Genomic DNA, 21728 nt, shown 5'->3' on the forward strand with positions numbered 1-21728 from the left:
CAGATGCACGCCCTGCGCAGATGGTGGCTGCGGAACCGGCACGGCGGGGGCGAGTGGGCGGCGCTGCTGCAGCCGGCGCCGGCGGGCGAGTGGGTGAGCCTGGACGTCGAGACCACCGGCCTGGACCCGCAGCGCGATCACATCCTCAGCCTCGCGGCGGTGCCCGTCCGCGACGGGCGGGGGCTGCTGTCGGAACGGTTCGAGCGGCGGATCCGCCCGGACCGCGGCTTCGACATCGAGTCGATCCGCCATCACCGCATCACCCCCGACGAGGCGGCCGGCGGCATGTCGGTCACCCCCGCGGTACGCGAGTTCCTGCTCTGGCTGGGCCCCCGCCGGCTGCTGGGCTATCACCTGGTGTTCGACCTCGCGATGCTGGCCCCGCACGTCAAGGCGCTCACCGGCTTCGCGCTTCCCAATCGCCGCGTCGAACTCGCCGATGCGTTCGCCGCACGGGCGCGCCGCGCCCGGCCCGACGTCCCGCCCAACCTCGAGTTCCGCCATATCGCCGAGGCGCTGGGTGTGCCGGTATTGGCGCGGCACAGTGCCCTGGGCGATGCCACGACAGTGGCGCTGTGCTGGCTGGCGCTGCAGGGCGCCGCGCGAAACGCGCCGTCGGCCCCTCCGTGACCGCCGCGGCCGATGCCCGTGCGCGCACCCGGACGGTCGGCAGGACCGCTACTGGGGCGGAGCGGCGAGTTCGCGCGCGTCGAGAAAACCGTCGCGGTTCAGGTCCTGGCGATTGAAGCGATCGGTCAGACGGGCCAGGTGCGCCGCGCGGGTGATCGGCTTGCCCCGGCGGCTCCCGGGCTGTTCGGCCGCGGTCAGCACACCGTCGCCGTCGGCGTCCATGGCGTCGAAGGCATAGCTCATCCAGGCCTGGTATTCGCCCAGCGACGCCCGGCCGTCGCCATCGGTGTCGATCCGCTCGAGGTAGTCGACGGTGGCCGCGACCTGCGCGGCGGCCGGCGTCGCCAGCGCGGCGATCGCCAGCGCCACCACGAAAAGGCCCGGCCGTCGCCGGCCGGGCCCTCCGTCAGGCACGCGTGGAGCCATCCGGCGGCTCGATCAGGCCCGGGCCGGCTGCAGCGAATAGCCCTTCAGCCGCGCCGAGTACTCCTGCAGCACGCGGATGCCGCTGGCCTCGGCCTCGTGGCACCAGGCCTGCAACTGCTTCAGGCGCTCGGAGGCATCGTGGCTGCGTGCCTCCAGCAGCGCCGTCAGACGCGCGCGGTATTCGATCAGGGTGTGGATCCGCGGACGCTGCTCGACCCACTGCTGCAGCTCCCGGCGCGCCTTCGGCTCGAGCCAGCGGCCGTCGTCGACCAGGCCCTTGCGCAGCCTGCGCGGCAGCAACGCGCGCAACTTCGCGCCGGCGGCGCGCGCCTCCTCGCGCAGCGCGGGCGTGATCACGTTGCGCTGGTAGTCGGTCATCGCCTGGAAGCGGTGCGCCAGCAGCGCCCGCATGGTGTCGGTGTCGGGAACGTTGATGTTCGGACGCACGTCGAGCGAGGGCGCCACCCGCAGCACCTTCGCCAGGCCGATCTTCTCCAGTCCCTTGATGGTCGCCCAGCCGATGTCGAACTCCCAGCGGCGCAGCGCGAACTTGGCGGAGCTCGGGAAGGCGTGATGGTTGTTGTGCAGTTCCTCGCCGCCGATCCACACGCCCCACGGGGTCAGGTTGGTGGCGGTGTCGGTGGTCTCGAAGTTGCGGTAGCCCCACCAGTGGCCGAGGCCGTTGACCACGCCTGCGGCCCAGAACGGGATCCATGCCATCTGGATCGCCCACATGGCCACGCCGGCGAAGCCGAACAGCGCGAACTCGATGAACAGCAGCAGCGTCGGGCCGAGCGTGGCGTAGGGGGTGTACAGCTTGCGCTCGATCCAGTCGTCCGGGCAGCCCTTGCCATACTGCTCGATGTCGCCGCGCTGCGCGCGCGCCTCGCGGTAGAGCTCCACGCCGCGCCAGAACACCGTCGAAATGCCCTTGAACTGCGGGCTGTGCGGATCGTCCTCGGTCTCGCACTTGGCGTGGTGCTTGCGATGGATGGCCACCCATTCGCGGGTGATCATGGAGGTGCTGAGCCAGGTCCAAAGGCGGAACACGTGCGCCAGCGCCGGATGGAAATCGACGCCGCGGTGCGCCTGGCTGCGATGCAGGTACAGGGTGACGGACAAGATGGTCAGCTGGGTCGCGACCAGGAAGAACAGCGCGAGCTGCCAGAAGCCGAACTGCAGCAGGCCGCCGGCGAGAAAATCGAGCAGGGAAGCAGGCATGGGTCTATCGAAAGCGGTGGGTCCGGCCATGATGGGGGGTGATCCTGGCGAATGCCATCCCTGCGCGACCGTACGGACCCGCGAGGCATTCAGCTGGGTGATGCCCGGATCAAGCCATTCATCGACTCATCGAAGCGCGCGACTTGCCCGCGGCGCGAAATGCCGCCACCTTGCGCGCCATGCCCGAACTCCCCGAAGTCGAGACCACGCGCCGCGGCCTCGCCCCGCACCTCGAAGGACGCCGGATCCGGTCGGTGCTGCTGCGCCGCCCCGACCTGCGCTGGCCGATCCCGGACGCAATCGCGACGCAGCTGCCGGGCCGCCGCATCGAGGCGGTGCGCCGACGCGCGAAATACCTGCTGCTCGATACCGATGCCGGCAGCGCGCTGCTGCACCTGGGCATGTCCGGCAACCTGCGGGTGTTGCCCGCCGCCACGCCGGTGCAGGCGCACGACCACGTCGACCTCGTGCTCGCCGGCAACCGCGTGCTGCGCTTCAACGATCCAAGGCGCTTCGGCTGCCTGCTGTGGCAGCCGGCCGGCCAAACGCATCCCCTGCTGCGCGGCCTCGGCCCGGAACCGCTGTCCGACGCCTTCGACGGCGATGCCCTGTTCGCCCGCAGCCGCGGCCGCAAGGCACCCGTGAAGTCGTTCCTGATGGACCAGCGGGTGGTGGTCGGGGTCGGCAACATCTACGCCGCCGAAGCGCTGTTCGCGGCCGGCATCTCGCCGCTGCGCCCGGCCGGGCGGGTCTCTCTCGCGCGCTACCGCGGGCTCGCCGCCGCGGTGAAGGCGATCCTGGAGGACGCGATCGGCCGCGGCGGCACCACCCTGCGCGACTTCCTGAGTCCCGACGGCGCCCCCGGCTACTTCGAGCAGGACCTGGCGGCCTACGGTCGCGGCGGGGCGCCATGCCGCCGCTGCGGCCGCGCGCTGCGGCACGCCCCGATCGGCCAGCGCGCCACCGTCTGGTGCGCCCACTGCCAGAAATAGCGCTGCACCCGTAGAGCGGAGCTCGCTCCGCTGCTCCCGTCCCACGGCGCCGGCGCCGTCCGTCGCACCCGCGCATCCCGGGCCGCCGTTGCAGGTATATAGTGATCCCCTGTCGCGGGGGAAAGCGATGGCGGAAACCGCCGACATCACACAGTGGCTGAACGCCGCGCGCGACGGCGACCGCGCCGCGCTCGACCGGGTGCTGTCCACGCTCTACCAGGAACTGCACGCGATGGCGCGGCGCCAGCTGGCGGGCCAGTACGGCCAGACCCTGGACGCGACCGCCTTGGTGCACGAGGCCTACCTGAAGCTGATCGGCGGCAGCGGCGCGCGTTTCGAGGACCGCGCGCATTTCTTCGCCTACGCCGCCTCGGCCATGCGCAGCGTGGTGGTCGACTACGCGCGCCAGCGCCTGGCGCGCAAGCGCGGCGGCGACCAGCACCGCGTGACCGACCTGCCCGAGGAACTCGCCGGCGCGCTGCGCCTGGACGAGGAGATGCTGGGGCTCGATGCGGCGTTGACCCAGCTGCACAGGGCCGACGCCCGCCTGGCGCGGGTGGTCGAGCTGCGCTATTTCGCCGGCCTGTCGGAGCTGGAGATCGCCGAACTGCTGCAGCGTTCCGAACGCAGCATTCGCCGCGACTGGCAGAAGGCACGGATGTTCCTGCTGGCGGCGCTCCAGGATGAACCTGCCCCCTGAAGCCGCCGCGCGTGCCGAGAGGCTGCGGCGGCGGGGACGCGGGTGCCGCACCTTGCGCGACGGCACGGCACCCTGAGGGCACCATGGACCCGGAACGCTGGCGCAGACTGTCGCCGCTGCTCGACGCCCTGCTCGAGCTGACGCCGGACGAACGTGCCGCCAGTCTCGCCTCGACGCGCGAGGAGGACCCTGCGCTGGCGGCCGACCTCGAGCAGTTGCTCTCGCTGCAGCAGGCGCACGGGGATTTCCTCGAGACGCCGCTGGTGGCGCCGTTGCCCGGCGCGCGCCCGGACAGCGAGGTCGGCCCCTACCGCCTGGAACGGCTGCTCGGCGAAGGCGGCATGGGCCAGGTCTGGCTGGCCAGCCGCGCCGACGGCCTGTACCAGCGCCGCGTCGCGCTGAAGCTGCTGCGTCCGGGACTCGCCGATCCCAACCTGCGGCTGCGCTTCACGCGTGAGCGCGAGATCCTCGCCCGCCTCGAGCATGCCCACATCGCGCGGCTGCTCGACGCCGGGATCAGCGCCGACAACCAGCCGTACCTGGCGCTGGACTACGTCGACGGCGAGCCGATCACCGACTGGTGCCGCGCGCGCGCGCTCGACCTGCGCTCGCGCCTGCACCTGTTCCTGCAGGTCTGCGACGCGGTCAGCCACGCCCACGCCAACCTGATCGTGCATCGCGACCTCAAGCCGTCCAACATCCTGGTCACGCCGCTGGACGAGGTGCGGCTGCTCGACTTCGGCATCGCCAAGCTGCTCGACAGCGCCGAACTGCCGGAACAGACGCGGACCGGCATGCGCACCTTCACCCTGCACTACGCCGCACCCGAGCAGATCCGCGGCGAGCCGGTCACCACCGTCACCGACGTCTATTCACTCGGCGTGGTGCTGTACGAACTGCTCGCCGACGCAAAGCCCTACGAGCCCGAGCGGCACAGCGACGCGCAATGGGAGCAGGCGATCCTGGACGTCGACCCGGCCAAACCGTCGTCGCTGCTGCTGCGTCGCGCCGATGCCGGATCCGCCGACCCGGCCGCGCTGCGCCGGCGCGCGCGCGCGGTCGCCGGCGACCTGGACAACATCGTGCTCAAGGCGCTCGCCAAGCGCTACGAGCAGCGCTATCCATCGGTCGAGGCGCTGGCGCTGGACCTGCAGCGCTACCTGGACGGCAAACCGGTGCTGGCGCGGCCGCAGCGCGTGACCTACCGCATCCGCAAGTACCTGCGCCGTCACCGCTGGGCGCTGTCGACCGCGGCCCTGGCCGCGGTGGTGCTGTCGACCGCGCTCGGCATCGTCGCCTGGCAGGCGCGGCTTTCGCTGCAGGAGGCGGCGCGCGCGCAGGCGATGCAGAATTTCATCATCGGCCTGTTCCAGAACGCCGGCAATTCGCCCGAAGGGGCGCCGTTGGACGTGCGCCAGCTGCTGGCGGTCGGCGCCGAGCGCGGCGACATCGAACTGGCCCGGCAGCCGCTCGCCCGTGCCGAACTGCTCGGCGTGATCGCCCGGCTGCGGATGGGCCTGGGCGATCATCCGCAGGCCCTGGCGCTGTTGCAGCGGCAGTCGTCCCTGCTCGCCGCGCTCGACCGCGCCCCCGCCAGCCTGCGGCTGGAGGCGGCCAGCGATCTCGGCCACGTGCTGCGCCGGCTGCACCGGCCCGGCAACTGCATCGCCGCCATGCAGCCGCTGCAGTCGCTGGCGCGGCGGCAGGAACGGCGCCTGCCGCTGCAGGTGGCCGGGTTCTATTCGCAGCTGGGCCGCTGCCATCGCGCGCTGGGAGAGCACGAATCCGGCGGCGTCCTGTTCCGGCGCGCGCTCGCGCTGCGCCGGGATCCGCTCGAGAGCGATGCCGGGATCGCCGAGAGCCTGGCCGACCTGGCGGGGCTGCACGCCGACGCCGGCAACCGCGACGAGGCCCTGCGCGAGTTGCGCGCGGCACTGGAACAGCTGCGCGACAGCGTCGGCGAGCGCCATCCGCTGGCGATCGAGATCCTGCGCGAGGTCTGCGCGCTCGAGCGCCACGAACGCGGGCCGCAGGCCGCCGAACACGAGTGCGCCCATGCCGTTTCGCTGGCGGTGGCGCTCCACGGCGCGCAGCATCACGTCACCATGGAAGCCCGGCGGCACTTGGCCGCGATCCATGCCGAGCAGGGACACTACGCCGAGGCCGACGCCGAATACCGCGGCCTGCTGGCCTGGCAGGTCGCACGCCTCGGGCCCGACCACGGCGACGTGGCGCAGACCTACCGCGACCTGGCGTTGCTGGCATGGGAGCGCGGCGAGACGCCCGCGGCATTGCGCGACCTGCGCCGCGCGGCCGCGATCTGGCGCAACGACGGCGACCAGGCCCGGCTGGCAACCGCGCTGTGCGAACAGGCCACCGTGCTGCACGGCAGCGGCGAGTCGGCCGCCGCGCAACCGCTGCTTGAGGAGGCGTTGCAGCTGTCCCGGCGTTCCGCGCCGCGGGCGCGGTCCTGCGACGCGTTGCGCCTGGCCGGCGATGTCGACGCCGCGCTCGGCCATTCCGCAGGCGCCCGCGAGCGCCTGCGCCGCGCAGTCGCCGCGAGCGCCGGCGACCGGGACGCCGCCGCGGCACGTGCCGAACTGGCATTGGCGGCTTTCGAGGCGCGGCAGGGCGATGCGCAGGCGTTGCAGCGGCTCGACCGCCTGGCCCGCCTGCCGCGGATCGACCCGGCCATGCGCGACGTGGCCTGGCTGGCGCGCGCCCAGGGCGCGGCCGTGGGCTGCCGCACGGCGCGGCGCGCGCGGGCGCTGGAGGCGTTGCGCGGGCTCGACGAGGAGATCCATCGCGCCCTGCCCGAGGGCGGCAGCGTGCTGCGCGAAGTCCGCGCCCTGCGGCGCGCCTGCGAAGGCCGGGCGTGACGCGGCCGGCTACGCCAGCGGCAGGTCCGGCTGCAGCGGTTCGATCCGGCCCTCGCCGCGCATGATCCGCTTGAACTCGGCCCGGCTGACGGAGACGTAGCGCTCGTTGCCGCCGATCTCCACCTGCGGGCCCTGCTGCAGGGCGAAGCCGTTCGCATCGACGCGCACGGTCATGGTGGCCTTCTTGCCGGTATGGCAGATGGTCTTGATCTCGCTCAGTTCGTCGGCCCAGGCCAGCAGCGCCTGGCTGCCCTCGAACAGCTCGCCGCGGAAGTCGGTGCGCAGGCCGTAGCACAGCACCGGGATGCGCAGCGCGTCGACCACCTCGGACAATTGCCATACCTGGGCGCGGCCGAGGAACTGCGCCTCGTCGACCAGAACGCAATCGAGCTCGCCGTGCACGGCGATGTCGTCGCCGACCAGCTTCTGCAGATCCGCGCCACGCTCGAACGCGATGCCGTCGGCCTGCAGCCCGATGCGCGAGGCCACGCGGCCGCTGCCGGCGCGATCGTCGAGGCGCGGCGTCAGGATCAGCACCCGCATCCCGCGCTCGCGGTAGTTGTGCGCCGACTGCAGCAGGGTGGTGGTCTTCCCGGCGTTCATCGCCGAGTAGTAGAAATACAACTTGGCCATGCACGCAGTCTAACCAAGACGCCGCTCGGATTCGGACGATGATCAATCGCCTTCCTGCGCTTGGGGCCGGTTCAACGGCTGGACGTCGCGGACATCCACCCGCCCCTCCCGGGGCGCCATCCAGATCGCGTCGTGCCAAGCCTGATACTCGTCCGGATCCCAGAATTTCGGGTCGTAGAAGCGGGAGCCGTCGATCGATTGCATCTGCTCACCCGGCCCAGGGATCTGCACCTGCAGGGCGCCCACGAAACCGGCCCGGCTGCCGCTCGTGCGCCAACGCTCCCGGCGCAAGACGGCGTCGATCCTGGGACGCGCCGCGCTGTCGCCGTACTCGGCGTAGACCTCCTCACCGCGCACCATGGCATCCTGGCGCTGAGCCCGGTCGAGCTGCGCCCAATAGCGCTCGCGTATGAACGTGAATCCGGGATAGCCGCGCTCGGCCGCCAGGTCCATCCAGGCGTAAGCCAGCGCCGGATCCCGCGGCCCGCCCTCGCCCTTCCACAACATTTCCGCGACCATCGCCTGGGATGGCTTATCCGCGTAGCGCGCCGCGCGCCTGAAGTAGGTCAGCGCTTCCTCGTGGCGCCCGGCCTCGTAGGTCTCCCAGCCCCGGCGGCGGTTGTTGAGATCCGGATGCGCGGTCAGGAAGGCCTCTGAACCGAGCACCAACTCCTCTTCGCCGTTCTGCGCACATACGGCGAAAAACGGCAAACCGGCAGCGAGGAGAACGCCCATTAGGCGGACCAGAGTCAGGCCCCGCACACAACATTCCTCCTCGCCCTTCCCTCGCGCCAGTTCTCCAACCGACGCAAATGCCTGGCTGCATGTATCGAACGAGACAGCCCTGCCGGAGGTGCCATTGTGCACCGGATATTCTCCACCGCACTGCTTCGGTTCAGGAGCACTATCGGCAATCCTTTGAGCGAAAAACTCCCTTACCACTCGCCCCTATTCCTGTCAAATATCCCAGAGAGGGATGGGCGTGCGCACTCGCGACTTCATTGATCGGCAGCCTTGATCAGGATCTGCATCGATAGCGTTCGCCGACCCCAGTGTCCGCTTCGGCATCCCGCTTGGTACGGTGGACGCCGCCGGCTCACCTGCGCAACCGCATGGCGCGAGGTTAGGCGGAGCGCCCGTGGACATGGCAGGTAAGATGCGCGTTAGTTCCCCGTCGCCCGTCCGCATGCACGGTCTCAATCCCCAACAATCCGCCGCGGTCGCCCATTGCGACGGCCCGCTGCTGGTGCTCGCCGGCGCCGGCAGCGGCAAGACCCGCGTGATCGTGGAGAAGATCGCGCACCTGGTCGCGTCCGGGCGCTATCCGGCCAGGCGCATCGCCGCGATCACCTTCACCAACAAGTCGGCCAAGGAGATGCGCGAGCGGGTCGGCAAGCGCATCCGTGGCGACGCGGCCGACGGGCTGACCGTCTGCACCTTCCACGCGCTCGGCCTGAAGCTGCTGCAGATCGAGCACGCCGCCGCCGGATTGCGGCGCGGCTTCTCGATCTTCGACGCCGACGACAGCCTGGCGCAGTTCAGGGACCTGCTGCCCGGCGCCAAGCCCGACGTGGCGCAGGCGATGCAGCAGCTGGTCTCGCGCGCCAAGAACGCCGGCCTCTCGCCCGAGGAGGCCGCGGCGGCGGCGCACAGCCCCCGCGAGCACGAGGCCGCGGCGCTGTACGCGCGCTACCAGGCGCGGCTGGCGGCGTTCAACGCGGTCGACTTCGACGACCTGATCCGGCTGCCGGTGCAGCTGCTGGAATCGCGCGAGGACCTGTGCCTGGGGTGGCGCGAACGCATCGGCTACCTGCTGGTCGACGAATGCCAGGACACCAACGACGCCCAGTACCGGCTGCTGAAGGCGCTGGCCGGGCCGAAGGGCAACTTCACCTGCGTCGGCGACGACGACCAGAGCATCTACGCCTGGCGCGGCGCCAATCCCGAGAACCTGTCGCAGCTGGCGCAGGACTATCCGAGCCTGACTGTCGTGAAGCTGGAGCAGAACTACCGCTGCTCCAACCGGGTGCTGCGCGCGGCCAACGCGCTGATCGCCAACAATCCGCACGAACACCCGAAGACGCTGTGGAGCGCACAGGCCGACGGCGAGCGCATCCGCGTGTGGGAATGCCGCGACGCGACCCACGAGGCCGAGCGCGTCGCCGCCGAGATCCAGTTCCTGCAGACCGCCGGCAAGGCGCAGTGGAACGAGTTCTGCGTGCTGTTCCGCGGCAACCACCAGTCGCGCGCGCTGGAGAAGGCGCTGCAGCTGCTGCGGGTGCCGTACCACCTCAGCGGCGGCACCGCGTTCCTGGCGCGCGCCGAGGTCAAGGATGCGCTGTCGTGGCTGCGGCTGGTGGCCAATCCCGACGACGACGCCGCGTTCCTGCGCGCGGTGCAGGCGCCGCGGCGCGAGGTCGGCGCGACCACGCTGGCGAAGCTGTCGGAGCTGGCGCAGCACGCGCAGCTGCCGCTGTCGCGCGCGGCCGAATCGATCGGCCTGTTGAAGCAGTTGCCGGCGCGCGCCGCCAATGCGCTGGGCGGGTTCGCCGACATCGTCCGCGGGCTGCGTGCCGACGCGGCGCGGCTGCCGCCGGCGGAGCTGGTGCGCAGCCTCAACGAGCGCTCGGGCCTGCTGGCCGCGCTGCGCGCGCAGTGCAGGAGCGAGCAGCAGTTCGCGATGCGCCGCGGCAACCTCGACGAGCTGGCCGACTGGTTCGACGGCCCGCGCGGCGCCGGCCCGGGCGAGCTTGCGGCGCAGCTCGCCCTGCTCACCCACGCCGACCGCGACGACGGCGGCAACCAGGTGCGGCTGATGAGCCTGCACGCCGCCAAGGGACTCGAGTTCCGCTACGTCTTCATCGTCGGCGTCGACGACGACACCCTGCCGCACGAGGCCAGCGTCGACGAAGGCCGCATCGACGAGGAGCGGCGGCTGCTCTACGTCGGCATTACCCGCGCCAAGGAGCGGCTGTGGCTGTCGTACGCGCGCGAGGCACAGAAATGGGGCAGCCGGCTGCGGCTGACGCCGAGCCGGTTCCTCGACGAACTGCCCGCCGACGAGCTGCAGCGTGACGGCGCCGATCCGGTCGCCGACGCCGCGCGCAAGCGCGAGCGCGCCGATGCCGGTTTCGCCGCGATCAAGGCGCTGCTCGACGCCTGATCGGCCCGGTGCCCCGACACGGCCGTCCGCTACACTCGACGCCCCGCAACGCCGGAGACCGCCGTGCGCACGACCCTGCTGGGCCTCTGCCTGCTCGCACTGACCCTGCCCGCTTGCCAGACCACCCCGCCGGCGGCGTCCGCCCCGGCCGCCGACGACAACCTCAATGCCGTGCTCTGGATGCAGGCGTCCGCCGAGTACCGCGCCACGGCGCTGTCGTTGTACCGCGCCGCCGGCGAGCGGCTCGACGACGCGCTTGCCGATCCGGGGTGGGACGCGCTCGTGGCGGAGGAGCGCGCGGCCGCGGGCAGCGCGGCCGGGCTGCCGCCCGCGGTGATCGTCGACATCGACGAAACCGTGCTCGACAACTCGCCCTACCAGGCGCGGCTGGTGCGCGACGGCGCCGAATACGACGAGGCCACCTGGGCCGCGTGGGTCGACGAGCGCCAGGCCGAAGCGGTACCGGGCGCCCTGGCGTTCGCGCGCCTGGCCGACGCCAAGGGCGTCACCCTGGTCTACCTGTCCAACCGCACCCAGGCTTCCGCCGACGCCACCCTGGCCAATCTGCGCGCCATCGGCTTTCCCGTCGCCGACGACAGTGCGTTCCTCGGCCTGGGCACCGAAGTGGAGGGCTGCCAGTCGCGTGGCAGCGGGAAAGGTTGCCGGCGCGTGCTGGCCGGCCGCCGCTACCGCGTGCTGATGCAGTTCGGCGACCAGCTCGGCGATTTCGTCCAGGTCGAACGCAATACGCCGCAGGCGCACGCGCAACTGCTGTCCGCTCACGGCGGGTGGTTCGGCGAGCGCTGGTGGATGCTGCCCAACCCGAGCTACGGCGGCTGGGAGGCGGCGGCATTCGGCAATGCCCGGGACCTGCCGCGCGATGCGCGACGCCGCGCCAAGCGGGATGCGCTCGAGCTCAAGGAAAAATGAGCCGGGTGCACGCGCCGCCGCCTCCAGGCCGGTTTCGGCTCTGGAACCGCGGTGGCTTCGTCCGGCACAGCCTGCACTGCGCCGTTGGCGCCCGGCGCCCGCTGTCGTGCCTGCATGAATCCGGGCGGCCTCCGCTTCCCCTAGGGTTGGCCCCAGGGTGCCGGCAACGCCCAAACGCCGTAGCTTGAGGGGCATCCCGGTGCAGGGGGCCCGGTCCCGCCACCCGAAGCGACACGGGGTTCCGCTATGCCCATCGGTCCGCTCTCCGGCCCGCCTGGACTGTCCCATGGTCCGCCCGGACTCGGCGGGTTGAGACAGCTGCTGGGCAATCTGACCTCCAGCCTGGCGCGCGGTCTCGGCGGTCCTTCGAATTTTCCCGGCGCGGGGCCGTCGCTGTCGCCGTCCGGACCAGGGCCGTCGCCGCATCCGCAGGCGCCCTCCGGTTTGCCTGGCAGCCCGCCACAGCCCTCCTCGCCCGGATCCACCCAGCCTGCGCACCATCACACGGGCGGGCCGCCTGCGCACGCGGGCTTGCAGGGTCCGCCTGCACACGCGGGCGGGTCGGGCCCGCCGCCGCACGCCGGCGGGCCGCCGCTGTCGTCGAACGGCTCGCCTCCGCCCACGATGGCGGGCCCCGGGCAGAACGTGCCTTTCGTTTCCAGCGTCGCGTCGGCGGTCGCTTCGACCCTGGGCAGCGCCCTGGACGCGCTGACGCAGCAGCAATCGCTGCCGCCCGGCCTGGCACGGCAACTGTCCGCGGCCGCGCAGCCGATGCAGCCCGGCCCCGCCAACGCCGCGGTCGCGACGCAAGCGGCGATTTCCGCAGCGGCGGCGCAGGCGCAGCCGGCGACGCCGGTGCCGACGGGCTACGGCCCGCAGGCCGCGCCGGCAGCCATGGCGCAACCGTCCGCGGCGGTGGTGCCGCAGCAGGCGCCGGCAGCACTTGCCGCACAGACCGGCGCGACCGCGCCGCCGACCCAAGTCGTCGGCCACCCGGCATTGACGGCACAGGCGCGCCCGGATGCCGTCCCGCACGCGCTGCGCGCGGACGGTGCCGTCGTCGAACGCGCCCTCTCCTCGATGCCGGGCGCGAGCACTGCGGCGAACACCGCGGGCGCTCCCGCGTCGGCCGCGGGAACGACTGCCGCGGCGGCCGTGCCGGCCGGCGCCACGCAGGCCACGGTGGCCACCGTGCTCGCCACCGCCGTGCCGGCCTCGCAAGCTCCCGGCGATGCCAAGGGCGCCACCATGCTGGCGGCGGGCGATCGCGCCCAGGTGGCGCGCGCCGACGGCGCCGTCGCGCACGGCCATACCATCGCGGGTACGCAGCAGCGGCGGTCGTGGAGATCCCAGTACGGCATGTCGGCGCTGCTGGCGGCGCTGGGCGCGCGCGATCAGGCCGCGCGCTCCCGCCGCGAGGCCGAGTTCGCCGAGCAGCGCCTGGTCGAACGCGTCTTCCAGTGGCTGTACTGGGTGCTGGCGATCGTCGCCTACGGCTGCCTGGCGCTGTCGATCCTGGTGTTCCTGCCGGTGTTCGACGGCAACGTCGCCCCGGCACCGCAGACGCCGGTCTGGATCGGCGGCCTGGCGGCCATCGGGCTGATCGCCGGCCTCGGCGCCTGGTTGCTGGCGCGGCGATTGAAGTGATCCGGCCGATTGGCCACCGGCGCACCGCGCCCCCGCGGTGCGCGCCGCGCCCGCCGACGGATCGCGGCTGGCGAGGGTAGGCCTTCCCCCTTTCGGCGGTGCCGGAACCGGATCGTCGTCGCCGCACGAGGCTGGAGGCCGCGCACGCGGCGCATGCCCGCGCGCCGGTGTCGGCGACACGCCGGCGGCTCCCGGTCACACCAGCCGGCCACGAGCGCAACGACGCGCCGGATGCCTGGTTCAATCGCGGCAAACCGGCACGCGCACCAATCCCATCGCGCCGCCGGAAAGATTCGGAACGTTCTTCAATCGCCATTCGATCCGGTTGCACGCAGCCTCGGCATCGTTGCCGCCTGCGTCCCCCGGGGGCTCCTCGGTCCCGCGCTCCAGGTCGTAGTGGAACGCGAAGCGCGTTCCCGCCGGCAAGCCGTTCGGATTGGCTTCGAGCGTTTCCAGGTCGACATCCAGCTCGAGGCGGGTTTCCGAGACGTTGCCCGAGAACTCGAGGCGATGCGGGTGCGCGATGCCGCCCCCGGCAATGGTGCCGTCCGGGCCGATTTCCAGCCGTACCCCGCCGGATTCGCTCACCCAGGCCTGCCCTTCGTACGCTCCATCAACCGTGAACCCGGCGTCCCCCGCCTCTCCGAAGGAGCCGGCGACGACGAAACGGGTCTTCCCGTCCTCCTCCATGAAGTGGGCGCTGCCGCGCCCGCGATCGCTCGATCCGGCGTGCGCCTCCTCGGGCGCGTCGACGCGCACCCGAACCTCGCCGAGATAGGGATCGCCGAAGTAAGGCTGGAGGAACTGCGGCCCGGGTTGTCCGCCGCAGGCGGCGACGGAGACCGGAACCAGCAGGAGAGGCGACAGCTTTCGAAGCAGGCGCATCGTTCTCACACCACGCAAAACGCCCCCGACCAGGTCGGGGGCGTTGTTCGAGCTTTCGCGAAGAACCGGCTTAGCCGGTCTTGCGAGCGACCTGCGAATTGGCTTCGCCGGCGGTCTTGATCACGGTGCTCATGGCCTGCATGAACATGTTCAGCAGCTGGGTCTGCGCCTGCAGCTCGGCGGTCAGCTTGTTCTCGCTCTCCGAACCCGGCGAACCCTTGCCGGAGCTCGCGCTGTCGAGCTCTTCGGCCTTCTTGACCACGTTCGCCATCATCTTGTCGGCGAGCTCGCCGAGGATGACGGCCATGGCCATCAGCCAGCTTCCGGACTTGGCGGCCTCGGCGGACAGCCTGGCGGTGGCTTCGTTCTCGGCGCGGGCATTGGCGACGTAAGAGAATCCGTACTCGGACATGACGTTACTCCTGATCAGAATGATGTTTGAGGTGAATTCCAGAGCTGGTGTTGCAGCGGATACATCCGTCTAGCGTCTGGAAGGCGGTCCCCTCAAACGGCGTGAGCGGGAGTTCACGACTTCGCTGCGCAATGGCGCCGCGGCGGCATCGGCAGTCGGATACTGCGGAGACGAGGACGATTCATCCTCGGCCCGCTTCGCCTGTTGCTCGCGGAACCACGCCAGCGCCTTTTCCTGGCCGTCCGCCTGCATGCGACGGCTGAACTCGATCGCGATTTGCGATTCCCGGCGCTCGAGCGGCTCCATGGCCCGGTCGATCTGCCGGATCAGATCGTTGGCATCGCCGTCGGCCATGGCGCCACTGCTCTGCAATGCCTCCACGGCCTCGAGCCAGACCGAACGGTCCAGCGAACCGTCGGATGTGGCCGGCTTCTGGGCGGCATCGTTGAGCGCCTCGCCGAACCTGGCCAGCAGATCGTCCCGCTCGCCCTGGCCCAACGCGTGCTCCTCCCGGAGCGCGGCTTCGAAGTCCTGCAGCAGCTGTTCCATTCCCGCCTGCAGATCGACCGCATCCCCGGACTGCCCGGTTCCATCCACTTCAGCCGGCTGGCCCATCACGCCCGGCCCGCCATTGGCCACCAGCGACGCCGGCGCTCGGGACGGCCGCTTGTGTTGATCCGGGCGACGGGGTGGGCGAAGTGCCATTGAACAAAGGGCTCCAGATGTGGGAGGCGCTGCGTTTTCTTCAGCCTACAGAACGTGAAAAACGGAACAAGCTGGGGACGACCCTAGGGAACGTCGGAAATCTGTTCACCGCAGGACAGCTGGTCGAATATCCGGCGCATCTTCTCGCCTTCACGGGTTCCGAGCTCACGCGCGCACTGCTGCAACCAGAGATCCGCGCGCTCCTGTCCGTCGGCGGCGACCCGCCGCTCGTATTCGGGAGCGATGGAGGCGAGTTCCCGCTCGATCAGGGACTGGTGGTCGTTGACGTGGCGGATGAGCACGTTCTCGTCATCCGCGTCGATCACGCCCTCCGAGCGGAGCTGCTCGATCTGTTCCATCCACGGGCGGACGGTGGAATGCATGCGTCCGTCAGCGCCCGAGCGCGCCCTGGAAGGCTTGCATGAAGTTGCTGTTGAACAGGTCCTGGGCGTTGAACGGCAGCGACGAATTGGAACTTGCGTTGCTGGTCTGATCGCCGATCGCCTGCATCGCGAAGTCGGCAAGCAGGCCGCCGATCATGGCGCCGGCCGGGCCACCGATCGCACCACCGATCGCCTTGGCGGCGGAACTGACGAGATCACCGATACCATCGAACATGACAACCTCACTTATGTTGTGATGTGGGCAGGGCCGACCCGAAAGGTGACCCCGGTCCCGACTATTACCGGATCCACGTCGCTCCCCAAGCTGGGGCGTACCCGACCCTGGGGAGAACCCCAGCCGGCGTCAGCCGTGGAACTGCGGATCGATGCTCAGCGTGCCCAGGTTGCGCTCGGCGAAACGCCGGGCCAGCTCCGGGGCGGCCTCGCGGATGGCGTCGTAGCTGCCGCGCGAGCGCACGTCGGCCCGCAGCAGCCAGCCGTCGGCGGTCTTGCTCAGCAGCAGGTCGGTGCCGGGGAGGGTGCTGTCGGCCATGCGCAGCAGCACCTGGCCCTCGCGATCGCCGGCCGCGCCGCCGTCCGCCGCCAGCTGGCGCACGTGCCGCTCGACCAGGTCGGCGAACGCTGAGGTGTTGACCGGCGCCGCGACCGGAGCGGCGTGCGCGCCGTCGCGCAGGGCGGACTGCGCCTGCATCATCGCCAGGACCTCGGCCGGGTCGAGCGCCTGCATCGACTGCTCGCTGTCGCCCGGCGCCTGGCGCGCGGCTTCCACCGCGTCCTGGGTCGCCGCCTGGCGCGCGGCCGCCTCGGCCTCGGCGCGCTGCTGGCCGCTGAGTTCGCCGGCGCCCTTCGCCCGGGCCGACAGGAATTCATCCTTCGCTTCCTGCTTGCTCTGCAGCACCTGGCGGAAGCGGTCCACGGTTTCCTTCGGCGGCGGCTCGCGCTTGGCGTCGGTCTTCTGCTCGCCATCGGTGTTGCGGGCCTGCTCGGCCGATTGCGGCGATTGGCTGCGTTCGATGCTCATGTTGACCTCACGTTTGTCCGGGGGTGAGACGCCGCGCCAGCGACAGGTCGGCGGCGGCGTCCTCTTCCTTGCGCATCTCCAGGGCGACCTGCTCGTCGCGCCAGACGCCCTTGCGCTTCTCCAGCGCGTCCTCGCGCGCCTTGGCGCGGAAGAACGCCTGCTTGGCCTCCTCCAGCGCACGCTCGGCCGCCTGCAGCTGCTGCTGCGCCTGCTGCAGGCGCTGTTGCGCCGCCTGCACCTGCTCGCCCAGCAGGTCGATGTGCGCCTCGCGCTGCTCCAGCACCTGCGACCAGGGCGCGCCGGGCGGCGGCGGGTCGAGCAGGCGCATGCGGTGCCCGGAACGTTCCTGGCGCAGCGCCTCGATCTCGCCTTCGATCCGGGTGCACGCCTCGCGGCAGGCACGCGCCTGCTGCTGTTTTTCCAGCACCACCTTGCGCGCGAGCTCGGTGCGGTGCGCGCGCAGCTTGATCAGCGTCTGCAGCGGATAGCGTTTCATCGGTGGGGCCGGGAGTCGGGAATCTGGAATCTGGAATCGAAAGATCGCCGGGGGTCGCCCGCACCACGGCCCGCAAGGAAGGCGTACGAGCGCCCGCACCTTCCCACCGTCGCGGGTCCCGGCACCTGCATCTCGGGCCCGCGGCGCTTCATCTGAAGAGCTTCTTCAACGCGTCGGCGGACTGGACGAAGGGCACCAGTTCGGTGGACGGCTGCTGCAGCAGCTTGCGCATCGGGCCGATCTTCTCGATCGCCACGTCGGCCTCGGGATCGCTGCCGCGCTTGTACTCGCCCAGCTGCAGCAGCAGCTCGATGTCCTGGTGCTTGGCCAGGTACTTGCGCAGCTGGCCGGCGGCGCGCAGGTGCGCTTCGTCGACCACCCGCGGCATGGTCCGGCTGAGGCTGGTCAACACGTCGATCGCCGGGTAGTGGTAGGCGGCGGCCAGCTTGCGCGAAAGCACGATGTGGCCGTCGAGGATCGAGCGCACTTCCTCGACGATCGGGTCGCCGCCGTCCTCGTCCTCGGCCAGCACCGTGTAGAAGGCGGTGATGCTGCCGCGGTCGTTGTTGCCGGCGCGCTCGAACAGCCGCGGCAGCGCACTGAATACCGAGGGCGGGAAGCCGCGCCGCGCCGGCGGTTCCCCGACCGCCAGGCCGACGTCGCGCAGCGCGCGCGCGAAGCGGGTCACCGAGTCGAGCAGCAGCAGCACGCGCTTGCCGCGGTCGCGGAAGTGCTCGGCGATCGCGGTGCCGACCCAGGCCGCGCGGCTGCGCTCGAGCGCCGGACGGTCGGAGGTCGCGACCACGACGATCGATTTGGCCAGTCCCTGCTCGCCGAGGTTGTCGTGGATGAACTCGTTGACCTCCCGGCCGCGCTCGCCGACCAGCACGATGACGTTGACGTCGGCATCGCCGCCGCGGGCGAGCATGCCCAGCAGCGTGCTCTTGCCGCCGCCGGCGACGGCGAAGATGCCCACGCGCTGGCCTTCGCCGGTGGTCATCACCGTGTCGATCGCGCGCACACCGGTGGAGAACGGGCGCTCAATGAGGTTGCGCGCGAGCGGATTGGGCGAGGCGGCGTAGATGGGCGCGTCGACGGTCGGCCCCAGCGGACCGCGGTCGTCGATCGGCTGCCCGTGCGCATCGAGCACGCGGCCGAGCAGGCCGTCGCCGGCGCGCACCGACGCCTGGCGGCCGCTGGCGTAGACCTCGGTGGTCGCGGAGATGCCGTCGAGCGCGCCGAGCGGGGTCAGCAGGGTGTGCTGCTTGGACACGCCGACCACCTCGGCGGCGAGCTCGAAATCCGGATCGCCCTCGCCGCGCGGATGGCGCAGGTGGCACAGCTCGCCGATCGAGGCCTTGAGCCCGGTGGCGCGGATCAGGGTGCCGTAGGCGTCGGCGACGCGGCCGACGCGCTGGATCGTCTTGACCGACGACAGCGCGCTGAGCAGCGGATCGGAGGCCGGCGCGTTCATGCCGCGGCCCCCTCGCCGCCGGCGCCGGCGAGCGCGGCGCGGATCGCCTCGATCTGCTGGGCCACGCCGGCGCGGACCTCGCCGGCCTCGGACACCACCACGCAGCTCAGCGGATCCAGGCTCTCGTCGTTCACCAGTTCGATCACGCCGACCGCCGGATGCGCCTGGCGCACGGCGCCCAATCCGGACTCTACGGTCCCGCGCACCGATGGGTGCACGCGGATCAGCAGGAACTGTTCCGCCTGCGCCGCCTCGACCGCCTGCATCACCAGCGGCGGGACCACGCTGGCGGCGTCGAAACCCGGGGCGATGCGGGCGACGATTGCGCAGGCCAGGTCGGTGATGCGGCCGGCCGCCTCGGCCAGCACCCGGGCACGGCGCTCGTTGAGGCCGGTCAGTTTCTCGGCCATCTGCTGCTGCGCGCGGGCCAGGCCCTCGGCGAAACCGGCGGCCTGTCCCTGGGCGCGCGCCTTCGCGATCTCGGCCTCGGCCTCGGCGTACAGGGTATTGACGCGTTCGAGCAGGACATCGAGTTCCTGCAGCCCTGCCCATTGCCGGGCCGGCACGATGCGGGAGGTCACCGCGCGTTCGAACTCGCGCCGCTCGAACAGCGCCACGCCCGTCGACGCTGCCGGGTTGCCGGCGTCCGGGGTCGGGGCCTTGTGCGTCTGCATGCTGCCTGTTTCCTCGCCTGTCATGCCTTCTCTGGCCGGGATTCGTGGTGCGTGCACAGCAGCAGCACCGGTTTTTCCGGCAGATGCGCCGGGCCCGCGGTCTCGTACTCGTGCAGCAGTGCGGCCCACTCGCCGAGGGCGGGGTCGCGTTGGGCGGCCCAGCCCCGCAGTTCGCTGCGGCCCTGGTGGTCGAACAACGCGAGCAGCCGCGCGTCGTCCGCCTCGCGCAGCAAGCGCTCCCAGTTGGCCGACAGGCGCGCGTGCACCTCGCGTTCGACGGCCGCGTTCCAGACCGTCGGGTCCAGTGCCAGCAGATAGCTGTTGCCGAGCAGGCGCCTGAGCCGGCGCACCGGCTCGCGCCGCACCTCGGCGCGGATCACCGGCGCGTAGGCCAGCACGCCGAGATCGCGGACCAGCCGCGCCATGCGCACGGGCGGCCAGCGGGTGATCGCGGTCGGAAGTCCCTTGCCCGGCCTGGGCGCCAGCAGCGCGTCGCCGCTGCCGGAGGCGAGCAGTGCGCGGGCCAGCAGCCGGCGCCCCAGCACGCTGCGCCGGGCGGCCTCGACCAGGCGCGGCTCGAGCGGCGCCTCGCCGCTACGGCCGTACCAGCTGGGATGGACTTCGGCGAGCAGCGCCTGCAGCGGCATGCCGGCGGACTACCCGTTCCAGACCCGCGGGCTCTGCTTGGGCTGGGGCTGCAGGCGCTGGCGCAGGCGGCCGCCGAACGCAAGCACCAGCGCGATCACGGCGACCACGGCCGCGACGACGCCGATCGCCATCGGGCTGATCGCCGACATCGCCACAGGCGTGGTGCTGCGCTGGCCCTGCCGGTTCTCGGACGGCCCGGGCACGGTGGTGAACTTGACGGTGACCTTGTTGACGTCGTTCAGGCCCGGCACGCCGTCCTTGACCACCACCTTCATCTCGGTTTCCTTGTCGCTGAGATTGGCGCCGGGCTGCTCGAAGATCACCACCGACGCCGAGGCGTCGCTGGAATTGCCGCCGAGCGGATCCCGCTGCGGCAGGTTGATGTGCACGCGTGCATCCACGACGCCCGGATAGCTCGCCAGCGTGCGCGACATCTCCTGCTGCAGGCCGTGCTTGAGGCGCGCCATCTCCTCCAGCGAGGAGGAGGCGAAGCCTTCCTTCTTGAAGATGTCGCCCAGGGAGCTGTACTGCTGCCGCGGCAGGCCGCGCGACTGCAGCACCTGCATCGCGTACGGGAAATCGTTGTCGTCGACCCGGATCTCCCAGCCGTTCTTGCTGACCGAAAGCCGCTTGTCGGCCTTGACGCCGGTGGAGAGCAGGGCGGCGAGGACCTCATTGGCCTGCCGCTCCTCCAGGTCGCTGTACAGCGTCGTGCGGCCGCAGGCGGTCAGCAGCAGGCACGCCAGCAGCCCCAGCGCCGCCTGCCACGACCCCCGCTTCGATGTCGAGGTGCTCATATCACGTCCCCCCGGTTCCTCAGGACTGCTGGCGGAACAACTGCTGCACGCCGTCGGAGGTGCGGTTCGCCACGTTCGAGGTCAGCTGCGACTGAAACAGGAACTCATGGCACTTCATCGTCATTTCCAGCATCTGCCCCGGCTTGAGGTCGGCGACGCTGCCGCTCATCGCCTGCGACATCGCCTCGATGTTCTTGGCGCTGCCGTTGAGGCTGTCGAACGCCGAAATCATCATGCGAGTGCCTTCGGACGGCTCCGCCTTGCTCGCACCGGCGACCGCATCGGGCGCGGCGGCCTGCTGCGGCGACGCGGTGGCATCGGTGCGCTGCATCGCCTGGGCGAAGTCGCGCACCTCGATGGCCGACGCCTGCGGCTGTGCCGCGGCCGCGCCGCCGGCCGCCGCCGGCGATCCGTCCATGCCCGCGACCTGGATGGCTTCAATCATGTCTGTTCTCCCGAACCGTGATGTCCATGCGCCTGCACGTCACCACCGCCGTCCCGCCGAAGGATGCGCGCCTTGCGACACGCGCCTTCGCGGGACGCCACGGCGATCAGTTGCGCTTGCCCAGCGTTTCCAGCGCCTGGCCGACGCTGTTCTGCGAGGTCGCGGCGTTGTTGGACATGAACTGCATCTTCAGGCTGGCCGCGGTCAGCTGGACCATGTCCGAAGGCTGGTCGCTGCCGGCGCCGATCGCGTCCGACATCTGCGTGATCTTGGCCGCCTGGCCGTCGAGCGTCTGGCCCCAGGCGCGCGACATCGCCTCGTACCAGCTGTTGCTGCTGCTCCCGGACGCCGCGCCGCGCGGTCCGTTCTGGCCGTTCGTGAAGGTGGCCATGCCGATGTAGTTGTTCAATGCGGAACTGTCGATCGTGCTCATGCTCTTGCTCCTCCTGACCTTGGTGGATACTGCCTGATCGATTCCGACTCTAATCCATTCGTCCTGCGGAATCGTGAAACCTCGGGTACACCCTAGGGTCGTCCCGCGACGCG

24 protein-coding genes are annotated in these 21728 nt (G+C 71.2%); 7 read left to right on the forward strand and 17 right to left on the reverse strand.

From position 1 onward, the window contains the following. Positions 1-3 precede the first annotated feature (3 nt). Positions 4-630, forward strand: coding sequence for an exonuclease domain-containing protein (locus tag U3649_RS01895; protein WP_407353208.1), 627 nt, complete (start codon positions 4-6; stop codon positions 628-630). 48 nt (positions 631-678) lie between these two features. Here U3649_RS01895 and U3649_RS01900 read toward each other — a convergent pair whose 3' ends face one another. Together U3649_RS01900 and U3649_RS01905 are read right to left on the reverse strand one after the other, a co-directional pair. Continuing rightward, positions 679-1056: a hypothetical protein gene (locus U3649_RS01900; RefSeq protein ID WP_407353209.1), complete on the reverse strand. Its 378-nt coding sequence runs from the start codon at positions 1054-1056 to the stop codon at positions 679-681. A gap of 12 nt (positions 1057-1068) precedes the next feature. Then, positions 1069-2307, reverse strand: a complete 1239-nt coding sequence (locus U3649_RS01905) for an acyl-CoA desaturase (protein ID WP_407353210.1) — start codon at positions 2305-2307, stop codon at positions 1069-1071. 149 nt (positions 2308-2456) lie between these two features. Here U3649_RS01905 and mutM point away from each other — a divergent pair, with 149 nt between their 5' ends. From mutM to U3649_RS01920, 3 genes are all read left to right on the forward strand, one after another. Further along, the gene (gene mutM / locus U3649_RS01910; protein ID WP_407353211.1) at positions 2457-3269 is read left to right on the forward strand and encodes a bifunctional DNA-formamidopyrimidine glycosylase/DNA-(apurinic or apyrimidinic site) lyase; all 813 of its coding nucleotides are present in this window, start codon (positions 2457-2459) and stop codon (positions 3267-3269) included. A 127-nt stretch (positions 3270-3396) separates the two neighbouring features. Then, positions 3397-3969: an ECF-type sigma factor gene (locus U3649_RS01915; protein ID WP_407353212.1), complete on the forward strand. Its 573-nt coding sequence runs from the start codon at positions 3397-3399 to the stop codon at positions 3967-3969. A gap of 83 nt (positions 3970-4052) precedes the next feature. Then, the gene (locus tag U3649_RS01920) at positions 4053-6848 is read left to right on the forward strand and encodes a protein kinase domain-containing protein (RefSeq protein ID WP_407353213.1); all 2796 of its coding nucleotides are present in this window, start codon (positions 4053-4055) and stop codon (positions 6846-6848) included. Between the two features lie 9 nt (positions 6849-6857). Here the strand turns inward: U3649_RS01920 and U3649_RS01925 are convergent, their stop codons facing one another. Both U3649_RS01925 and U3649_RS01930 read right to left on the reverse strand, forming a co-directional pair. Next, positions 6858-7481, reverse strand: a complete 624-nt coding sequence (locus U3649_RS01925) for a thymidine kinase (RefSeq protein WP_407353214.1) — start codon at positions 7479-7481, stop codon at positions 6858-6860. A gap of 42 nt (positions 7482-7523) precedes the next feature. Continuing rightward, positions 7524-8216, reverse strand: a complete 693-nt coding sequence (locus U3649_RS01930) for a hypothetical protein (RefSeq protein ID WP_407353215.1) — start codon at positions 8214-8216, stop codon at positions 7524-7526. 451 nt (positions 8217-8667) lie between these two features. Between U3649_RS01930 and U3649_RS01935 the strand changes: the two genes are divergently transcribed. The 3 genes from U3649_RS01935 to U3649_RS01945 all read left to right on the forward strand — a co-directional run bounded on the left by U3649_RS01935 (position 8668) and on the right by U3649_RS01945 (position 13221). Next, positions 8668-10644, forward strand: coding sequence for a UvrD-helicase domain-containing protein (locus U3649_RS01935; RefSeq protein WP_407353216.1), 1977 nt, complete (start codon positions 8668-8670; stop codon positions 10642-10644). Positions 10645-10719: 75 nt separating this feature from the next. After that, positions 10720-11574 (forward strand): 5'-nucleotidase, lipoprotein e(P4) family, encoded by an 855-nt coding sequence (locus U3649_RS01940; protein ID WP_407354680.1) that lies wholly within the window; start codon positions 10720-10722, stop codon positions 11572-11574. A 645-nt stretch (positions 11575-12219) separates the two neighbouring features. Continuing rightward, the gene (locus U3649_RS01945) at positions 12220-13221 is read left to right on the forward strand and encodes a hypothetical protein (RefSeq protein ID WP_407353217.1); all 1002 of its coding nucleotides are present in this window, start codon (positions 12220-12222) and stop codon (positions 13219-13221) included. Between the two features lie 240 nt (positions 13222-13461). Here U3649_RS01945 and U3649_RS01950 read toward each other — a convergent pair whose 3' ends face one another. The 13 genes from U3649_RS01950 to U3649_RS02010 form a co-directional block, all read right to left on the reverse strand. Next, entirely contained in the window at positions 13462-14106 is a 645-nt protein-coding gene (locus tag U3649_RS01950; protein ID WP_407353218.1) for a hypothetical protein, read from the reverse strand. Positions 14107-14176: 70 nt separating this feature from the next. Further along, positions 14177-14518, reverse strand: a complete 342-nt coding sequence (locus tag U3649_RS01955; protein WP_407353219.1) for a hypothetical protein — start codon at positions 14516-14518, stop codon at positions 14177-14179. Between the two features lie 69 nt (positions 14519-14587). Beyond that, complete coding sequence (locus U3649_RS01960; RefSeq protein ID WP_407353220.1) at positions 14588-15157, reverse strand: hypothetical protein; 570 nt, start codon at positions 15155-15157, stop codon at positions 14588-14590. Between the two features lie 149 nt (positions 15158-15306). After that, positions 15307-15606 (reverse strand): hypothetical protein, encoded by a 300-nt coding sequence (locus U3649_RS01965; protein ID WP_407353221.1) that lies wholly within the window; start codon positions 15604-15606, stop codon positions 15307-15309. 7 nt (positions 15607-15613) lie between these two features. After that, positions 15614-15841, reverse strand: coding sequence for a hypothetical protein (locus U3649_RS01970; protein ID WP_407353222.1), 228 nt, complete (start codon positions 15839-15841; stop codon positions 15614-15616). Positions 15842-15970: 129 nt separating this feature from the next. Further along, positions 15971-16648 carry a hypothetical protein gene (locus U3649_RS01975; RefSeq protein ID WP_407353223.1) on the reverse strand — a complete coding sequence of 226 codons (678 nt, stop codon included), beginning with the start codon at positions 16646-16648 and terminating at the stop codon, positions 15971-15973. 7 nt (positions 16649-16655) lie between these two features. Next, complete coding sequence (locus U3649_RS01980; protein WP_407353224.1) at positions 16656-17144, reverse strand: hypothetical protein; 489 nt, start codon at positions 17142-17144, stop codon at positions 16656-16658. 148 nt (positions 17145-17292) lie between these two features. Next, positions 17293-18618 (reverse strand): FliI/YscN family ATPase, encoded by a 1326-nt coding sequence (locus U3649_RS01985; RefSeq protein WP_407353225.1) that lies wholly within the window; start codon positions 18616-18618, stop codon positions 17293-17295. Next, complete coding sequence (locus U3649_RS01990) at positions 18615-19292, reverse strand: hypothetical protein (protein ID WP_407353226.1); 678 nt, start codon at positions 19290-19292, stop codon at positions 18615-18617. The genes U3649_RS01985 and U3649_RS01990 overlap by 4 nt, the downstream gene beginning before the upstream one ends. A gap of 20 nt (positions 19293-19312) precedes the next feature. Then, positions 19313-19939 carry a hypothetical protein gene (locus U3649_RS01995; protein ID WP_407353227.1) on the reverse strand — a complete coding sequence of 209 codons (627 nt, stop codon included), beginning with the start codon at positions 19937-19939 and terminating at the stop codon, positions 19313-19315. A gap of 9 nt (positions 19940-19948) precedes the next feature. Continuing rightward, positions 19949-20737 carry a type III secretion system inner membrane ring lipoprotein SctJ gene (sctJ, locus tag U3649_RS02000; RefSeq protein WP_407353228.1) on the reverse strand — a complete coding sequence of 263 codons (789 nt, stop codon included), beginning with the start codon at positions 20735-20737 and terminating at the stop codon, positions 19949-19951. A gap of 19 nt (positions 20738-20756) precedes the next feature. After that, positions 20757-21182 carry a hypothetical protein gene (locus tag U3649_RS02005; protein ID WP_407353229.1) on the reverse strand — a complete coding sequence of 142 codons (426 nt, stop codon included), beginning with the start codon at positions 21180-21182 and terminating at the stop codon, positions 20757-20759. 106 nt (positions 21183-21288) lie between these two features. Beyond that, positions 21289-21615 (reverse strand): hypothetical protein, encoded by a 327-nt coding sequence (locus tag U3649_RS02010; protein ID WP_407353230.1) that lies wholly within the window; start codon positions 21613-21615, stop codon positions 21289-21291. Positions 21616-21728 lie beyond the last annotated feature (113 nt).

This window comes from Luteimonas sp. R10, assembly GCF_045689605.1.
GTDB lineage: Bacteria > Pseudomonadota > Gammaproteobacteria > Xanthomonadales > Xanthomonadaceae > Luteimonas.

Excerpts from the sequence above, each read along its gene's own strand:
- U3649_RS01895 (WP_407353208.1), top strand. The coding sequence starts at position 4 with ATGCACGCCCTGCGCAGATGGTGGCTGCGGAACCGGCACGGCGGGGGC.
- U3649_RS01900 (WP_407353209.1), bottom strand. The coding sequence starts at position 1,056 with ATGGCTCCACGCGTGCCTGACGGAGGGCCCGGCCGGCGACGGCCGGGC.
- U3649_RS01905 (WP_407353210.1), bottom strand. The coding sequence starts at position 2,307 with ATGGCCGGACCCACCGCTTTCGATAGACCCATGCCTGCTTCCCTGCTC.
- mutM (WP_407353211.1), top strand. The coding sequence starts at position 2,457 with ATGCCCGAACTCCCCGAAGTCGAGACCACGCGCCGCGGCCTCGCCCCG.
- U3649_RS01915 (WP_407353212.1), top strand. The coding sequence starts at position 3,397 with ATGGCGGAAACCGCCGACATCACACAGTGGCTGAACGCCGCGCGCGAC.
- U3649_RS01920 (WP_407353213.1), top strand. The coding sequence starts at position 4,053 with ATGGACCCGGAACGCTGGCGCAGACTGTCGCCGCTGCTCGACGCCCTG.
- U3649_RS01925 (WP_407353214.1), bottom strand. The coding sequence starts at position 7,481 with ATGGCCAAGTTGTATTTCTACTACTCGGCGATGAACGCCGGGAAGACC.
- U3649_RS01930 (WP_407353215.1), bottom strand. The coding sequence starts at position 8,216 with ATGGGCGTTCTCCTCGCTGCCGGTTTGCCGTTTTTCGCCGTATGTGCG.
- U3649_RS01935 (WP_407353216.1), top strand. The coding sequence starts at position 8,668 with ATGCACGGTCTCAATCCCCAACAATCCGCCGCGGTCGCCCATTGCGAC.
- U3649_RS01950 (WP_407353218.1), bottom strand. The coding sequence starts at position 14,106 with ATGCGCCTGCTTCGAAAGCTGTCGCCTCTCCTGCTGGTTCCGGTCTCC.
- U3649_RS01955 (WP_407353219.1), bottom strand. The coding sequence starts at position 14,518 with ATGTCCGAGTACGGATTCTCTTACGTCGCCAATGCCCGCGCCGAGAAC.
- U3649_RS01965 (WP_407353221.1), bottom strand. The coding sequence starts at position 15,606 with ATGCATTCCACCGTCCGCCCGTGGATGGAACAGATCGAGCAGCTCCGC.
- U3649_RS01970 (WP_407353222.1), bottom strand. The coding sequence starts at position 15,841 with ATGTTCGATGGTATCGGTGATCTCGTCAGTTCCGCCGCCAAGGCGATC.
- U3649_RS01975 (WP_407353223.1), bottom strand. The coding sequence starts at position 16,648 with ATGAGCATCGAACGCAGCCAATCGCCGCAATCGGCCGAGCAGGCCCGC.
- U3649_RS01980 (WP_407353224.1), bottom strand. The coding sequence starts at position 17,144 with ATGAAACGCTATCCGCTGCAGACGCTGATCAAGCTGCGCGCGCACCGC.
- U3649_RS01985 (WP_407353225.1), bottom strand. The coding sequence starts at position 18,618 with ATGAACGCGCCGGCCTCCGATCCGCTGCTCAGCGCGCTGTCGTCGGTC.
- U3649_RS01990 (WP_407353226.1), bottom strand. The coding sequence starts at position 19,292 with ATGCAGACGCACAAGGCCCCGACCCCGGACGCCGGCAACCCGGCAGCG.
- U3649_RS01995 (WP_407353227.1), bottom strand. The coding sequence starts at position 19,939 with ATGCCGCTGCAGGCGCTGCTCGCCGAAGTCCATCCCAGCTGGTACGGC.
- sctJ (WP_407353228.1), bottom strand. The coding sequence starts at position 20,737 with ATGAGCACCTCGACATCGAAGCGGGGGTCGTGGCAGGCGGCGCTGGGG.
- U3649_RS02005 (WP_407353229.1), bottom strand. The coding sequence starts at position 21,182 with ATGATTGAAGCCATCCAGGTCGCGGGCATGGACGGATCGCCGGCGGCG.
- U3649_RS02010 (WP_407353230.1), bottom strand. The coding sequence starts at position 21,615 with ATGAGCACGATCGACAGTTCCGCATTGAACAACTACATCGGCATGGCC.